We start from the raw sequence: 15,021 nt of genomic DNA, 5'->3' as shown, positions 1-15,021 counted from the left end.
CGGGGCACCGCGGCACCAGCGGGTCAGGGAAGCTGCCAGCCCCGGTCGCGCAGCGCCTCGACGAGCGGGACCGCGGCGTCGGGCTGCACGGACAGCTCGGCGATGCCCAGCGGCAACCCGGGCGCGTGCTCCAGCCGGACGTCCTCGACGTTGACCCCGACCTCGTCGCACACCTGGAACAACCGGGCGAGCTGCCCGGGACGGTCGCCGATGACCACCTGGACCACCGCGTACGCCGAGGCGGGCCCGCCGTGCTTGCCCGGGATGCGGTCGTGCCCGACGACACCCCGCTTGAGCAGCTGGGTGATGTCCTGCATGGCGGTGCCGTCACCGTCGGCCAGGGCGCGCAGCGCGCCCGCTGCCTCGGTGAGGTCCCGCGCGACGGCCTCCAGCACCTCGGCGACCGGGGCCGCGTTGCCCGACAGGATGCCGAGCCACAGGCCGGGGTCGCTGCCGGCGATCCTGGTAACGTCCCTGACGCCCTGACCGGCCAGGCCGAGCGCGACGTCCGTGGTGTCGGCCAGGCGCGCGGCCACGGCCGAGGCGGTGACGTGCGGCGCGTGGGAGACGACGGCCACGGCGCGGTCGTGCTCGACCGCGCCGACCTCGACCGGGTTTGCCCCGCACAGCTCGACCAGCCGCAGCACGGCGGCCTTCGCCTCGGGATCGGCCTCCCCGGTGGGGCACAGCGCCCACGGACGGCCCAGGAACAGGTCCTCGCGGGCGGCGCCCGGGCCGCTCCGCTCCCGGCCCGCGAGCGGGTGCGAGGCGACGTACGACGTCAGGTCGCAGCCGAGCTGCCGGGCCCGGTCGATGGGCTCGGCCTTGACGCTGGCCACGTCGGTGTAGAAGCGGGCGGCGTCGTGCCGCTGCAGCTCCAGCAGCTCGCCGGCCACGAACGCCGGGGGCACCGCGATCACCGCCAGGTCTACGCCCTCCTCGGGCGGGGCCTCAGGCGTCCATTCCTCGCCCGCGCCGAGCTCGCGCGCCAGCCGTACGGCGCCGGGGTCGCGGTCGGCGAGCAGGACCCGCACGCCGTGCCTGCGCAGCGCCAGCGCGGTGCTGGTGCCGATGAGACCGGTGCCGACGACGAGCACGGTGCGTAGTTCCATCTGGATGTCCTGGTGTGTCGGGCCGCCCCTGATCGGGGCCTATTGGGCGATGTCCTGGCGGAGCGCCACGGCACCCCGCAGGTAGACGTGGTGGATCTCCGAACGTGGGCGATCGGTCTCGATGTGGGCCATGAGCCGTACGACGCGGGGCAGCGCGCCCGGCACGTCGATCTCGGTGCAGCAGATCAGCGGCACCTCGTGGAAGCCCAGCTTGCGCGCCGCGAGCGCGGGGAACTCCGCCGTCAGGTCGGGCGTGGCCGTGAACAGCACGCTGATCACGTCGTCCGTGGTCAGCCGGTTGCGCTCCATGAGGACGCTGACCAGCTCGGTCGTGCCCTCGATGATCGAGTCACGATCGTTCGCGTCCACCTGGATCGCCCCGCGGACCGCCCGCACCATGTGGTTCGTCCCCTTCTGACAAGCGGGAGAGCCCGTGCGGGACAAAGCACGCACGGGCTCCTGCGTTCGGACAGATTACAGCTTCACGGCCGCGTACAGCTCGCCGACCTCTTTCAGGGTCAGCGCGCGGATGGTGCCGGGCTTGGTACGGCCCAGCTTCACCGGGCCGAACTCGATCCTGGCCAGGTCGATGACCCGGTGCCCGGCCTCCTCCAGCATGCGCCTGACGACGTGCTTGCGCCCCTCGTGCAGGACGACCTCGACCAGCGCCTGCTGGGCGTGCTCCTGCACGATGGCGAAGCTGTCGGCCCTGACGAGACCGTCCTCCAGCTCGATGCCCTGCTTGAGCCGGCGCCCGAGGTCCCTCGGGATCGGGCCAGGCACCTTCGCCCAGTACTTCTTCTGCACGCCGTAGCTGGGGTGGGTGAGCCGGTTGGCCAGCTCGCCGTCGTTGGTGAGCAGCAGCAGGCCCTCGGTCTCGGTGTCGAGCCGGCCCACGTGGAACAGCCTCGGCGCCAGCTCCTGGACGTAGTCGGCCAGGCACGGGCGGCCCTGCGGGTCCTCCATGGTGGACACGACGCCGATGGGCTTGTTGAGCGCGTAGTAGACCAGGTCGGGGGCCGTCGGGATGCGCTTGCCGTCCACGTGGATGACCTGCTTGGCGGGGTCGACCTTGGCGCCGAAGCGGCGTACGACCTGGCCGTTCACCGTGACGCGGCCCTCACCGATCATCTCCTCGCACGCCCTGCGGCTGGCCACGCCCGCCTGCGCGAGCACCTTCTGCAGCCGGACGCCGTCCGGGACCTCGGTGGTGTCGCGCTCGTCGGTGTAGCCCTCGGGGAACAGGTCGCGGTCGCGGATGGGCTGGCGGGCCGCCTTGATGCGGGCCTGCTGGGGGCTGCCGGGACCCTTGCGGTCACCGGACGCGCCGCCTCCCGGCCCGCCGGTCCTGCCGGCCTTGCCAATGGTCTGGACGTCGTCGCGCCTGCCGCCACGGGCGGTCGCCCGTACGACGCCCCGGGGGGCGTCGTCACGCCGGCCGTAGCGGGAACGGGTCGATCCCGCATCGCGGGGCGCGCCCTGCTCGGAGCGTCCCCCGCTCCGGTCGGAACGGAAACCACCCCGGTCGTCCCGGCGCTCACCACGGTCGGACCGGTAACCACCCCGGTCCTCACGCCCGCCGAACCCGTCGGTACGGCCACCGGACCGCTCGACGCGGCCCTCGGAACGGCCGCCGAACCGGTCGGTGCGGCCTTCAGAACGGCCGCCGAAGCGGTCGGAACGGCCCTCAGGACGGCCGCCGAAGCGGTCGGAACGGCTCTCGGAACGGTTGCCGAAGCGGTCGGCGCGGCTGTCGGAGCGGTCGCCGAAGCGATCCGTGCGGCGCTCGGGACGGTCGAAGGAGCGGTCGGTGCGGCGCTCGGGGCGGTCGGCGCGGTAGCCGCCGCGGTTCCCGTCGCGGTCGCGGTCCCAGGTCCGGCTGCCGCCCCGGTCACCGGCCCGGTCACCGGTCCGGTCACTGGGCCTGCCGCTGGACCAGTCGCTGGACCGGTCGCGGTCCCAGCCGCGGTCGCGATCGCCTCGGGGGCCGCCGAAGCCTTCGCCGCGCGGGCGCTCGGCGCGTGGGCTGCGACCGTACCTGTCGGAGCGGTCGTCGCGGGAGAATCCGCCGTCGCGGTCGCCGCGGGCGGGCCGGTCGTCGCGGTCGCCTCGCGACCAGGAGCCGCGCTCCCGGTCGCCGCCGCGGTCGCCGCCGGCGTAACGGTCATCCCGGCGGTTTCGGTCGTCTCGGGGGTAGCGGCCCTCGCTCGCGCCGTCACGTCCGCCGTACCGGGCGCGGGAACCCCCGCGGTCGGCGCGGAGGGAGTCGCGCGAAGGCCGGTTGTCACTCACGGAGTCGCGGCCGTAGCCGCGGTCGTCACGGTCACCGCCGAAGGAGCGGTCACGACCGGACGAGCGGTCGCGGTCGCCGGACGACCTGCCGCGGTCGCCGGACGGCCGGCCGCCGTATCCGCGGTCGTCGCGCTCCGCGCGGAAGGCGGGACGCCCGCCACGGCCGGCACTACGGTCCGAGCCGCCGGTGCGTCCACGACCGCGTCCATCACCGGACGGGGTGCTTCGCCTGTTGATCACTTTGTTGTCTCCTCGAGGTTCTCCACGTCGTCGGGGAGGAAGGGGGCGAGCTCGGGGAGCTCGCTCAGGTCCCGCAGTCCCAGACGTTCAAGGAAGTATGAGCTTGTCCGGTAGAGCACTGCCTGGCTCTCCGGGTCGGTGCCGGCCTCCTCGACCAGCCCCCTGGCGACGAGCGTCCGCATGACGCCGTCGCTGTTGACGCCGCGTACGGCGGCGACACGGGCGCGGCTCACCGGTTGCCGGTAGGCCACGACCGCGAGGGTTTCCAGCGCGGCCTGGGTCAGCCGCGACTGCTGGCCGTCGCGGACGAACCGCTCGACCAGCGCTGCGCAGTCGGCGCGCGTGTAGAACCGCCAGCCGCCTGCGACCTCTCTCAGATCGAAACCCCGCCCGGAGGCGGTGTATTCCGCCGAGAGCCCGCGCAGCGCGGCGGCGACCTCGTGGGTGGGGCGCTCCAGCACCTGCGCCAGGGTCACCTCGGCGACGGGCTCATCGACCACCAGCAGGATAGCCTCCAGAGCCGCCTGCAACGTCGGCCCTGCCGCCTCTTCCTGCTCCTCCTGCTGGTCACCGGCCCCGAACTCCCCCGTGCTTGGGGCTGCGACGCCCCCAGGGCGGGGCGAAGGCGCGGGTGCTGGGGACGGCTCCGCTCGCAGGGGCTCTCGCACCTCTTCGGCCACGGGCGTCGCGGCGGTGAGGGGCGTCCCGTCCGCTGATGCCGGGCCGGCATGAGGAGCCGGGGCAGGGGGTGCGGTGGCCGGGGGCTGCGGCATCTCGGCGGGCTCGGACACCTCCGCCGGTCGAGGCGCATCGACGGGCTCGGACTCTTCCGCCGCCTCAGAGAAGTCCGCAGGCTCGGCCGCAGGCTCAGGACCGTCCGCAGGCTCGGAAACCGGTTCAGGGATGTCATCAGGCCCCGGAACCTCCGCCGGCTCAGGGACGTCCGCGGGCTCGGGGACCTCCGCCGACTCAGGGACGTCCCCGGGCTCGGGGACCTCCGCCGGCTCCTGGGCATCCGCAGGCTCCTGCGCCGGCTCTGAGGCGGCCGCAGTCCCTGACACCGCAGCGGGCTGAGGTGCGTCGGCAGGGGGATCCGCCGGATGGGCCAGGGAGCCTGGGAGGGTCATCCAGGCGGGGAGCGGGTGGCGGGGGTCGGAGGGGTTGGGGTTGTCAGTCATTGCGTGGCTTCTCCGCGGATTCCTCGTAGTCGTCCCCCACCGCCACATCCCCCTCGTCGGCCCCGGTCCAGGTGACGTGCAGGTCGCCCAGCGGCTCGACCTGCTCGAAGGTCACCGCCGCCTCCCTGAACAGCTCCAGCACGGCCAGGAACCGCGCGATGACCTCGAAGGTCCCCGCGCAGTCGGCGACGAGCGCCCGGAAGGTGGCCCGGCGCAGCCGCCGCAGGTGCGAGACGAGGATCGCGGCCTGCTCCTTGACGCTGGCCAGCGGCTCGTAGATGTGCCCGATCCCGACGGTGGGCGGCGCCTTGGGGGTGAAGGCCCGCGCCGCGATCCTGGCCAGCTGCTCGGGCCCGACGCCGAGCACCAGCTCGGGCAGCAGGTTCGCGAACTGGGGCTCCATCTGCACGGTACGCGGGAAGCGCAGCGCCTCCTCCGCCATGAGCCCGGAGAAGACCTTCGCGACCTCTTTGTACGCCTTGTACTGCAGCAACCGCGCGAACAGCAGGTCCCTGGCCTCCAGCAGCGCCAGGTCCTCCTCGTCCTCGACCTCGCCGGAGGGCAGCAGCCGGGCCGCCTTGAGGTCGAGCAGCGTGGCCGCGACCAGCAGGAAGTGGCTGGTCTGGTCGAGGTCCCACTCGGGGCCCCGCGAGCGGATGTAGGCGATGAACTCGTCGGTGACCTTGGAGAGCGAGACCTCGGTGATGTCCAGCTTGTGCTTGGCGATGAGGCCGAGGAGCAGATCGAAGGGCCCTTCGAAGACGTCCAGGTGGACCTGGAAGCCCTGGGGGCCGGTCTGCTCGGCGGTGGTCACCTGGCCATTGTGGCAGGTGCCGGCCAGCGCGAGAGCACTTCGCGGGCCAGCTCGCGATAGGCGTTGGCGCCCAGCGAGGAGGGGTCGAACGTGGTGATCGGCTCACCGGCCACGGTCGCGTCTGGGAAGCGCACGGTGCGGTTGATGACCGTGTGGAACACCTTGTCGCCGAACGCCTCGACCACGCGGGCCAGCACCTCGCGGCCGTGCAGGGTGCGGGCGTCGTACATGGTGGCGAGCAGGCCCTCGATCTCGAGGTCCTCGTTGAGGCGCTCCTGGACCTTGGAGATGGTGTCCATGAGCAGCGCGACGCCGCGCAGGGCGAAGAACTCGCACTCCAGCGGCACCATGACGCCGTGGGCGCAGGTCAGCGCGTTGATGGTGAGCAGGCCGAGCGACGGCTGGCAGTCGATGAGGCAGACGTCGTAGTGCGGCAGCAGCGGCTTGATGACCCGGCCGAGCACCTGCTCGCGGGCCACCTCGGTGACCAGCTGGACCTCGGCCGCGGACAGGTCGATGTTGCTGGGCAGCAGGTCGAGGCCCTCGACGCCGGTCTGCAGCAGCACCTCCTCGGCGGTGACGCCGCGCTCCATGAGGAGGTTGTAGACGGTCAGGTCGAGCTGGAGCGGGTTGATGCCCAGGCCGACGGAGAGCGCGCCCTGGGGGTCGAAGTCGACCAGCAGGACCTTGAGGCCGTACTCGACGAGGGCGGCGCCCAGGTTGATGGTGGTCGTGGTCTTGCCGACCCCGCCCTTCTGATTGACCATCGCGACGACGCGCGCGGGGCCGTGCACGGCGGGCGGCACCGGCTCGGGGAACACCGGCCGTGGCCGCTGCGTGGGCCCCAGGTTGACGCCGTTGGAAGGCGCGTTGGTCTTCGTGTCGCCCCAGGGGTTGTCGGGGGTCCCCGGGGTCGAACCCTTGGTCGTCACAGTCACCAGCTCGAACCTCCCTGACGGTCCCGAACCGGACCGTCCGGACGGACACTATGGCGTCACCACTTAACGCGGCAAGGCGGCACGCCGTCGCCGCGGCACGTCGCAAAAGACTATAGATCACTGCCGGGCGCGTGGGTGCGCCGCCGCGTAGACCTCGCGGAGCTTGTCGACGGTGACCAGGGTGTAGACCTGCGTGGTCGTGACCGAGGCGTGGCCGAGCAGTTCCTGGACCACCCTGACGTCGGCGCCGCCGTCGAGGAGATGGGTGGCGAACGAATGCCGCAGGACGTGGGGGCTTATCCCGTCGAGCCCGGCTCGTTCGGCGGCGGCCTGGAGCACTTCCCAGGCGCCCTGCCTGGTCAGGCGCCCGCCGCGGGCGTTGAGGAAGACGCCGGGCGTGCCGCGCCCGTGCGCCAGCAGGCCGGGCCGGGCCCGGACGAGGTAGGCGTCGAGCGCGGCGCGGGCGTAGCGGCCCAGGGGGACGACGCGGGTGCGCCCGCCCTTGCCGCGCAGGCGCACCTGGTCGTCCTCCAGGTCGTCGACGGCCAGGCCGACAGCCTCGGAGATGCGCGCGCCGGTGCCGTACAGGACCTCCAGCAGGGCGCGGTTGCGCAGGGTCAGGGGCGCGCCGTCGGGGCCCGAGGCGGCGATGAGCCGTTCGACCTCGTCCACCGTGATGGCCTTGGGCAGCCGGCGGAGCTGGCGCGGCGGGCGCACCTGGTGGGCGGGGTCGTGGGCGGTGACGCCTTCGCGCAGGGCGAAGCGGTGCAGGCCGCGTACGGCCGAGACCGCGCGCGCGGCCGAGCTGGCGACGAGCGCGGGGTGCTCGCCGTCGCCCTCGCGCAGCGCGGCGAGGAAGGCCTGTACGTCGGCCTCCCCCACCTCGCCGAGCTCGGCACGGCCGCGCGCCTGCAGATGCTCCATGTAACGGCGCAGGTCACGGCGGTAGGACGCGAGCGTGTTGGCGGCCAGCCCCCGCTCCACCGCCAGATGGGCGAGGTAGCTGGAGAGCACTGCCTCCACGAGCCGGTCCTTCCCGATACGTCACGCCTCCGGGGCGTCGGCCGGGCGCAACGTCGCGAAACCCTCGACCGAAGCCGCATATGCGGCGAGGATACCGGCCACGGCCGGGGAATTGTGGATCATACCCATGAGCGCCTTCTCGACCGCGTCGGGCAGCGGGACCCATTCGACCGGCATGTCGATCTCCTCGTGCCGGTGCACGAAGCCGTTCTCCTCGTCGGGGATCTTGGTGAGGTCGCGGGCGAGGAAGACCCGGATGCGCTCGTCGCTCATGCCGGGCGAGGTGCGCAGGTCGACGAGGGTGTGCCAGGTGGCCGCCCGGTAGCCGGCCTCCTCGGCCAGCTCACGGGCCGCCCCGTCGACCAGCGATTCGCCCGCCACGTCGCGGATCCCGGCCGGCAGCTCCCACATCAGCTGCCGGGCCGGATGGCGGTACTGCCTGATCATGAGGACGCGGTCGAGGTCGTCGAGGGCGAGCACCGCGACGGAGCCGGGATGCACCACGTAGTCGCGGTCGGCGACCTCGTCGCGGGGCATCCTGACGGTGTCGGTGACCACCCGGATGACGTAACCGGAGAAATGTTCCTTGCTCTCGACGACGTCCCACGACTCGGGCGTGTCGCTGATCATGGCTGAGCTCACTGGGCGACCCTAGCGCCCACCCGGCCCTCGGCGTAGTCGAGCGCCGCGCCGATGAGGCCCTTGAACATCGGGTTGGCGCGGGTCGGGCGGGAGCGGAACTCGGGGTGCGCCTGCGTGCCGACGAAGAACGGGTGCGTCTCGACCGGCAGCTCGGTGTACTCGACCAGCCTGCCGTCGGGCGACAGGCCGGAGAAGACCAGGCCCACCTTCTCCAGCTGCTCGCGGTAGGCGTTGTTGACCTCGTACCTGTGGCGGTGGCGCTCGTCGGCCTTGGCCTTGCCGCCGTAGAGCTTGCGGGCGAGCGAGCCCTCGGCGAGCTTGGCGGTGTAGCTGCCGAGGCGCATGGTGCCGCCCATGTCGCGCTCGCCGGCGACGACGTCCTCCTGGTCGGCCATGGTGGAGATGACCGGGTGCTTGGTGTCGGGGTCGAACTCGGTGGAGTTGGCCTCGGTGATGCCGGCCATGTTGCGTGCGGCCTCGATGACCATGCCCTGCATGCCGAGGCAGATGCCGAGCAGCGGGACCTTCTGCTCCCTGGCGTGCCGGATGGCGCCGATCTTGCCCTCGATGCCGCGCACGCCGAAGCCGCCGGGGATGAGCACGCCGTCCACGCCGTCGAGCTCGCGCTCGGCGCCCTCGGGCGTCTCGCAGTCGTCGCTCTTGACCCAGCGGATGTTGACCCGCGCGTCGTTGGCGAAGCCGCCCGCGCGCAGCGCCTCGGTGACCGACAGGTAGGCGTCGGGCAGGTCGATGTACTTGCCGACCAGCGCGATCGTGACCTCCTTGGCCGGGCGGTGCACCCGGCGCAGCAGCTCCTCCCACTCCTTCCAGTCGACGTCGCGGAAGGGCAGGCCGAGCCGGCGTACGACGTAGGCGTCGAGGCCCTCGGAGTGGAGCACCTTCGGGATGTCGTAGATGGAGGCGGCGTCGACGGCGGAGACCACGGCGTCCTCGTCGACGTCGCACATGAGGCTGATCTTGCGCTTGATCGCCGTCTGCACGGACCGGTCGGAGCGCAGCACGATGGCGTCGGGCTGGATGCCGATGCTGCGCAGCGCGGCCACGCTGTGCTGGGTGGGCTTGGTCTTGAGCTCGCCGGACGGCCCGATGTAGGGCAGCAGCGAGACGTGCAGGCAGAAGACGTTGTCGCGGCCCACCTCGTGCCGGATCTGCCGGACGGCCTCCAGGAACGGCAGCGACTCGATGTCGCCGACGGTGCCGCCGACCTCGGTGATGACCACGTCGACCTCGGGACCGGCCATGCCCCTGATGCGGTCCTTGATCTCGTTGGTGATGTGCGGGATGACCTGGACGGTGTCGCCGAGGTATTCGCCCCGCCGCTCCTTGGCGATGACGTTGGAGTAGACCTGGCCGGTGGTGACGTTGGCCGAGCCGTGCAGGTCGGTGTCGAGGAAACGCTCGTAGTGGCCGACGTCGAGGTCGGTCTCCGCGCCGTCGTCGGTGACGAACACCTCGCCGTGCTGGAACGGGTTCATCGTCCCGGGGTCCACGTTGAGGTAGGGGTCGAGCTTCTGCATGGTGACCCGGAGACCGCGTGCCTTGAGCAGGCGACCGAGGCTGGAGGCCGTAAGCCCCTTGCCGAGACTGGAGGCGACACCGCCGGTGACGAACAGATGCTTGGTTTGCGATGCGCTGCGCAAAGGGGCTCCCGTGGCTCGATGTGTGGTCGAAGTGTCCACGGGCTCTCAGGATATCAAACAACGCCCCTCACATGCCCGAACGGTATGACCTAGCGGTAACTTTGGTGGCTATGTCACTAGTTCGGCGGATCGTGAACGCGGCGATCCATCGCGCCTACGCGGCGATCCGCCGTGCCGGCGCGATCACTCCGGCCACTCCGGGCGGCCATGAATTCCGCCGGATCGGCGACGGGGTCAGCATCGCGTTCCCTCCCGGGGCGATCTTCGGCGAGGCGTACATCGAGATCGGCGACCACACGCTGATCGGCGAGCGCGTGTCGATCTCCTGCGGCATGAACCCCGGACTCGACCTCGGCCCCTCCTCCATCCTGCGGATCGGCCGCGGCTGCTCGATCGGCCGGGGCAGCCACATCGTGGCACACCAGTCGATCGACATCGGCGACGACGTCTTCACCGGCCCGTACGTCTACATCACCGACCAGAACCACGTCTACGACGACCCCGACGTGCCGATCGGCCGCCAGTGGCCGCGCAACAGCCCGGTCTCGATCGGCTCGGGCTCGTGGCTGGGCGCCGGGGCGATCATCCTGCCGGGCACGACGCTCGGCCGGCAGTGCGTGGTGGCGGGCGGCGCGGTGGTGCGCGGCACGTTCCCGGACCACAGCGTGGTGGCGGGGGTGCCGGCGCGGCGGGTCCGCGGCTACACGCCGGAGCTGGGCTGGCACGACCCCGTGAGGCCGGACCCGGCGTCCTGACACGGAGCGCCGTCGCCGGCCGGGGATGGACCGAACTTCCTTCGGTCGGTTAGCGTCGGTTCATGAGGACCCCTGTGTGCGAACGTCTCGGCGTCGAGTTCCCGTTGTTCGCCTTCAGCCACTGCAGGGACGTCGTGGCCGCGGTCACGAACGCGGGCGGGTTCGGGGTGCTGGGCGCGGTCGCGTACTCGCCCGAGCAGCTCGACACCGAGCTGACCTGGATCGACGAGCAGGTGGGCGGCAGGCCGTACGGCGTGGACGTGCTCGTGCCCGGCAAGGTGGACGCCGCCGCGCTTGAGGGCGGCCACCTGATGGACTTCGTGCCCGAGCGGCACCGCGACTTCGTCACCCATCTGATGTCGAAGTACCAGGTGGGCGGGTCGGCGCAGCCGATGGCGGCGACGGCGGACTCGTTCGGCCGGCGGGTGACGGCGGCGGGCGCGTCGAGCCTGGTGGACGTGGCGCTCAAGCACCCGATCGGGCTGATCGCGAGCGCCCTGGGCCCGCCCCCGCCGGAGATGGTGGCCAAGGCGCGGGAGGCCGGGGTGCCGGTCGCGGCGCTGGTCGGCACCGTGGAGCACGCGCGCAGGCAGGTGGCCGCGGGCGCGGACCTCATCGTGGCGCAGGGCACCGAGGCGGGCGGGCACACCGGCGAGATCTCCACGATGGTGCTGGTGCCGCAGGTCGTGGACGCGGTCGCGCCGGTGCCGGTGCTGGCCGCCGGCGGCATCGCGAGCGGGCGGCAGATGGCGGCGGCCATGGCGCTCGGCGCGCAGGGCGTGTGGTGCGGCTCGGTCTGGCTGACCACGGAGGAGGCCGAGACGGCTCCGGCGGTCAAGCAGAAGATGCTGGCCGCCTCGTCGCTCGACACGGTCCGCTCGAGTTCGCGCACCGGCAAGCCGGCCCGCCAGCTCAGGTCCGCCTGGACGCAGGAGTGGGACGCCGCCCAGGAGAGCCCCGGGCCGCTCGGCATGCCGCTGCAGATGCTCATCGCCGAAGGGGCGATGGCCCGCATCACCACGGCGGCGGAGCGGGGCGAGCCGGGCGCGCTGGAGCTGGCCAACTACTTCGTCGGGCAGGTCGTGGGCCAGCTCGACCAGATCAAGCCCGCCCGGCAGGTGGTCTACGAGATGGTCAGCGAGTTCGCCGAGGCGGTCGAGCGCCTGGCCCGGCTCTCGGAGTGAGCGCCCCTCGGGAGTAACCTGCGCCTGTGGTCGGCACTCCGCCTGAGCTGGAACGCGGCACCGGCGTCCCCGCGCACGTGCAGATCGAGCGGTGGCTGCTGGAGTCGATCGACCGGGGCGAGCTGGCGCCCGGCGACCGGCTGCCCGGCGAGCGGGAGCTGGCCGGGCGGCTCGGCGTGAGCCGGATGACGCTGCGCCAAGCCCTCGCCACGCTGGAGCGCGACGGACTGCTGGTACGGGTCCCGGGACGGGCGGGCGGGGCGTTCGTGTCCGAGCCGCGCGTCGAGTGCGACCTGACCGGGCTCGCCGGGTTCACCGAGCAGATGCGCCGGGCCCACCTGCGGGCCGAGGCGCGCGTCCTGACCGCCGCGACCGTGCCCGCGCCGGGCGCGGCGGCCAGGGCGCTGGGGGTCGCGGCGGGCTCGCCGGTGCACGAGGTGGCCCGGGTGCGCTCGGCCGGCCGCTCGCCGGTGGCGCTGGAGCGCTCGTTCTTCCCGCCGCTGCCCGGCTTCCTCGGCGCGGACCTGACGGGCTCGCTGTACGCGCTGCTCGGCGCCCGCTACGACCTGGAGCCACGCACGGCGGTCGAGCACCTGGAACCGGTGATCGCCGGCGCCGGGGAGGCCGCCGAGCTGGGCATCGCGCCGGGCGCGCCGCTCATGCTCATCGAGCGGACGGCGTACGCGGCCGGCGGCACCCCCGTGGAGTACGCCCGCGACCTGTTCCGGCCGGACCGGGTGCGGATCTCGGTGCGCAGCGGCGTCAGCTGAGCGGCGTCTTGACGACCGTGCCCGCCACGCGGGCGCCCTCGATCTCGACCTCCACCTCGGTGCCGATACCCGCCTCCACGGGCAGGTACGCGTAGGCGATGGAGGCGCGGGCGGTGTAGCCGTAGCCGCCGGAGGTCACCCTGGACACCACCCGGCCGGCCAGGCTGACGGGCTCGTTGCCGAGCGCCACGGCGCGCGGGTCGGCGAGGACGAGGCAGCGCAGCCGCCGTTCCAGGCCGGGGTCGAGCGCGTCGCGGCCGACGAAGTCCTTGTCCGGCTTGACGCAGAAGCCGAGGCCGGCCTCGTACGGCGTGGTCTCCGGGCCGATGTCCGCGCCCCAGACGCGGTAGCCCTTCTCCAGCCGGAGGCTGTCGATGGCGCGGTAGCCGCCCGCCACCAGGCCGTGCGGCTGCCCGGCGCGCCACAGGGTCTCCCAGAGCGCGCGGCCGTACTCGCTGGAGCAGTAGAGCTCCCAGCCGGGCTCGCCGACGAACGTCACGGCCAGCGACAGCACCGGCACGTCGCCGACGGTGGTCTCGCGGGCGGTCATGAACGGCAGGTCCATCGGGCCGGGGGTGAGCCCGGCGACGACGTCGGCGGCGCGCGGGCCCCACAGGGCGAAGCAGGCGTACTGGCCGGTCACGTCGGCGATCCTGGCCCGCGCGCCGGTGAGCGCGGCCTGACGGCGCAGCCAGCCGAGGTCGTGCGTGCCGAACGCGGTGCCGGTGACGACGAGGAACTCCTCCTCGCCCCGCCGGGTGACGGTGAAGTCGCACTCGATGCCGCCGCGCCGGTTGAGCGCCTGGGTGTAGACGACCGTGCCGATCTCGCGGGCCACCCGGTTGGCGCAGACCCGCTCCAGCAGCTCGGCCGCGTCGGGGCCGGTGACCTCGATCTTGGCGAACGAGCTCTCGTCGAACAGTCCGGCCGCCGTGCGCGTCGCGCGGTGCTCGGCGCCGATCGCGGGCGACCAGCCGCGCCCGGCCCAGCCGTACGGCCGCTCCCCCACGTCGCCGGTGTCGTTGGCCGCGTAGTAGTGGACCCGCTCCCAGCCCGCCTTCTCGCCGAAGACGGCGCCGTGGGCGGCGTGCCAGGCGTAGGCGGGCGAGGTGCGCAGCGGCCGGCCCGCGCCGCGCTCCTCGCCGGGGTAGCGGATGTCGTAGTAGGTCTCGTAGTTCTCCACGGCCCGCTTCAGCGTGTACGACGGTGAGCGGTAGTGGCGGCCGAAGCGGCGCACGTCCATGTGCCAGAGGTCCATCGGCGGCTCGCCCCCGATGATCCACTCGGCCATCACCTTGCCGATGCCGCCCGCGCCCGCGATGCCGTGGGCGCAGAACCCGGCGGCCACGTAGAAGCCCGCGACCTCGCTCTCGCCGAGGCAGAACTCGTTGTCGGGGGTGAACGCCTCCGGGCCGTTGACGAGCTTGCGGATGCCGACGTCGCCCATCGCGGGGACGCGGAGCCGGGAGTTGGCGGAGATCTCCTCGAAGCGCGGCCAGTCCTCGGGCAGGAGGCGGCCGTTGAAGTCGGCGGGCACGGCGTCGTAGGAGTCGGGGGCGGCGGTCCAGGGCGCGCAGGTGCGCTCGTAGCCGCCCATGACCAGGCCCCGCACCTCCTGCCGGTAGTAGACGAGCAGGTCGGGGTCGCGCAGGGTGGGCAGGCGGGGGTGGTCGTGGCAGGCGTCGGTGACGACGTACTGGTGCGACATCGGGATGATCGGGACGCGCACCCCGGCCATGCGGCCGATCTCGGCGGCGAACATGCCGCCGCAGTTGACCACGATCTCGCAGTCGATGTCCCCGTGGTCGGTGACGACCCCGGTGACCCGGCCGCGGGCCGTCCTGACGCCGAGGACGCGCACGCCGGTCCTGATCCGCGCCCCGCCCTCGCGGGCCCCGGCGGCGAGGGCGTAGCAGAGCTGGGAGGGGTCGATCTGGCCGTCGGTCGGCAGGTACGCCGCCCCGACCACGCCCTCGGGGTCCATGAGCGGGAACAGCTCCACGGCCTCGGCCACCGAGATCTCCTCCAGCGGCAGCCCCGACGCGCGCGCCCAGCCGATCTGGCGGCGGATCTCCTCCATGCGTTCGGGCGTGGAGGCGAGCTTGATGCCGCCGCACTCGGTCCAGCCGGCGTCGAGGGTGCGGTAGAGCTCGACGGAGTACTGGTTCATGCGGGTGAGCGTGGGATCGGCGCGGAGCTGGCCGACCAGGCCCGCGGAGTGGAAGGTGGAGCCGCTGGTCAGCTCGTCCCGCTCCAGCACGACGACGTCGCGCTCGCCGAGCCGGGTCAGGTGGTAGGCCACGGACGCGCCGCCGACGCCCCCGCCGATGATCACGATGCGGGCCGAGTCGCTCATGATCCGGAGGCTAACCGGCGGGGTGTGAAAGGTCTAGACCGTTCGGTGGCGGGCGG

Annotated in this window: 13 protein-coding genes; 3 read left to right on the top strand and 10 right to left on the bottom strand. The window is 72.8% G+C overall.

Annotated elements, in window-relative coordinates; genetic code table 11:
• Positions 1–23: 23 nt before the first annotated feature.
• From AC27IY_RS04850 to pyrG, 9 genes are all read right to left on the bottom strand, one after another.
• On the bottom strand, positions 24–1,112 hold the full coding sequence (locus tag AC27IY_RS04850; RefSeq protein WP_344205354.1) for a prephenate dehydrogenase: 1,089 nt from the start codon (positions 1,110–1,112) through the stop codon (positions 24–26).
• A 39-nt stretch (positions 1,113–1,151) separates the two neighbouring features.
• Entirely contained in the window at positions 1,152–1,511 is a 360-nt protein-coding gene (gene aroH, locus AC27IY_RS04845; RefSeq protein ID WP_344205353.1) for a chorismate mutase, read from the bottom strand.
• A gap of 75 nt (positions 1,512–1,586) precedes the next feature.
• The gene (locus AC27IY_RS04840) at positions 1,587–3,404 is read right to left on the bottom strand and encodes a pseudouridine synthase (protein WP_487177214.1); all 1,818 of its coding nucleotides are present in this window, start codon (positions 3,402–3,404) and stop codon (positions 1,587–1,589) included.
• A 236-nt stretch (positions 3,405–3,640) separates the two neighbouring features.
• Complete coding sequence (scpB, locus tag AC27IY_RS04835; protein ID WP_329592529.1) at positions 3,641–4,174, bottom strand: SMC-Scp complex subunit ScpB; 534 nt, start codon at positions 4,172–4,174, stop codon at positions 3,641–3,643.
• A 640-nt stretch (positions 4,175–4,814) separates the two neighbouring features.
• A complete protein-coding gene (locus AC27IY_RS04830; protein WP_423452673.1) occupies positions 4,815–5,636 on the bottom strand; it encodes a segregation and condensation protein A in 822 nt (273 codons plus the stop codon).
• Positions 5,633–6,568, bottom strand: a complete 936-nt coding sequence (locus tag AC27IY_RS04825; RefSeq protein WP_371250375.1) for a ParA family protein — start codon at positions 6,566–6,568, stop codon at positions 5,633–5,635. Before AC27IY_RS04825 ends, AC27IY_RS04830 begins: the two co-directional genes overlap by 4 nt.
• A 123-nt stretch (positions 6,569–6,691) precedes the next feature.
• Entirely contained in the window at positions 6,692–7,597 is a 906-nt protein-coding gene (gene xerD / locus AC27IY_RS04820; protein WP_344205349.1) for a site-specific tyrosine recombinase XerD, read from the bottom strand.
• A 21-nt stretch (positions 7,598–7,618) separates the two neighbouring features.
• Entirely contained in the window at positions 7,619–8,227 is a 609-nt protein-coding gene (locus AC27IY_RS04815) for an NUDIX domain-containing protein (protein WP_344206428.1), read from the bottom strand.
• An 8-nt stretch (positions 8,228–8,235) separates the two neighbouring features.
• Entirely contained in the window at positions 8,236–9,900 is a 1,665-nt protein-coding gene (gene pyrG, locus AC27IY_RS04810; RefSeq protein WP_364445411.1) for a CTP synthase, read from the bottom strand.
• A gap of 110 nt (positions 9,901–10,010) precedes the next feature.
• Between pyrG and AC27IY_RS04805 the strand changes: the two genes are divergently transcribed.
• The 3 genes from AC27IY_RS04805 to AC27IY_RS04795 all read left to right on the top strand — a co-directional run bounded on the left by AC27IY_RS04805 (position 10,011) and on the right by AC27IY_RS04795 (position 12,609).
• Positions 10,011–10,655 carry an acyltransferase gene (locus AC27IY_RS04805; protein ID WP_364445412.1) on the top strand — a complete coding sequence of 215 codons (645 nt, stop codon included), beginning with the start codon at positions 10,011–10,013 and terminating at the stop codon, positions 10,653–10,655.
• Positions 10,656–10,717: 62 nt separating this feature from the next.
• Positions 10,718–11,839 carry an NAD(P)H-dependent flavin oxidoreductase gene (locus AC27IY_RS04800; protein WP_487177213.1) on the top strand — a complete coding sequence of 374 codons (1,122 nt, stop codon included), beginning with the start codon at positions 10,718–10,720 and terminating at the stop codon, positions 11,837–11,839.
• A 26-nt stretch (positions 11,840–11,865) separates the two neighbouring features.
• Positions 11,866–12,609, top strand: coding sequence for a GntR family transcriptional regulator (locus AC27IY_RS04795; RefSeq protein WP_487177212.1), 744 nt, complete (start codon positions 11,866–11,868; stop codon positions 12,607–12,609).
• On the opposite strand, the gene AC27IY_RS04790 is transcribed toward AC27IY_RS04795, so the two are convergent.
• Positions 12,602–14,965 carry a GcvT family protein gene (locus AC27IY_RS04790; protein ID WP_487177211.1) on the bottom strand — a complete coding sequence of 788 codons (2,364 nt, stop codon included), beginning with the start codon at positions 14,963–14,965 and terminating at the stop codon, positions 12,602–12,604. The genes AC27IY_RS04795 and AC27IY_RS04790 overlap by 8 nt on opposite strands.
• Positions 14,966–15,021 lie beyond the last annotated feature (56 nt).

It is taken from the genome of Nonomuraea sp. B208 (assembly GCF_057536035.1).
This window is presented reverse-complemented; position numbering and strand designations above follow the sequence as displayed.

Coding starts and splice junctions, on each gene's coding strand:
- aroH (WP_344205353.1), bottom strand. CDS start 1,511: ATGGTGCGGGCGGTCCGCGGGGCGATCCAGGTGGACGCGAACGATCGT.
- AC27IY_RS04805 (WP_364445412.1), top strand. CDS start 10,011: ATGTCACTAGTTCGGCGGATCGTGAACGCGGCGATCCATCGCGCCTAC.
- AC27IY_RS04790 (WP_487177211.1), bottom strand. CDS start 14,965: ATGAGCGACTCGGCCCGCATCGTGATCATCGGCGGGGGCGTCGGCGGC.
- AC27IY_RS04800 (WP_487177213.1), top strand. CDS start 10,718: ATGAGGACCCCTGTGTGCGAACGTCTCGGCGTCGAGTTCCCGTTGTTC.
- AC27IY_RS04850 (WP_344205354.1), bottom strand. CDS start 1,112: ATGGAACTACGCACCGTGCTCGTCGTCGGCACCGGTCTCATCGGCACC.
- AC27IY_RS04815 (WP_344206428.1), bottom strand. CDS start 8,227: ATGATCAGCGACACGCCCGAGTCGTGGGACGTCGTCGAGAGCAAGGAA.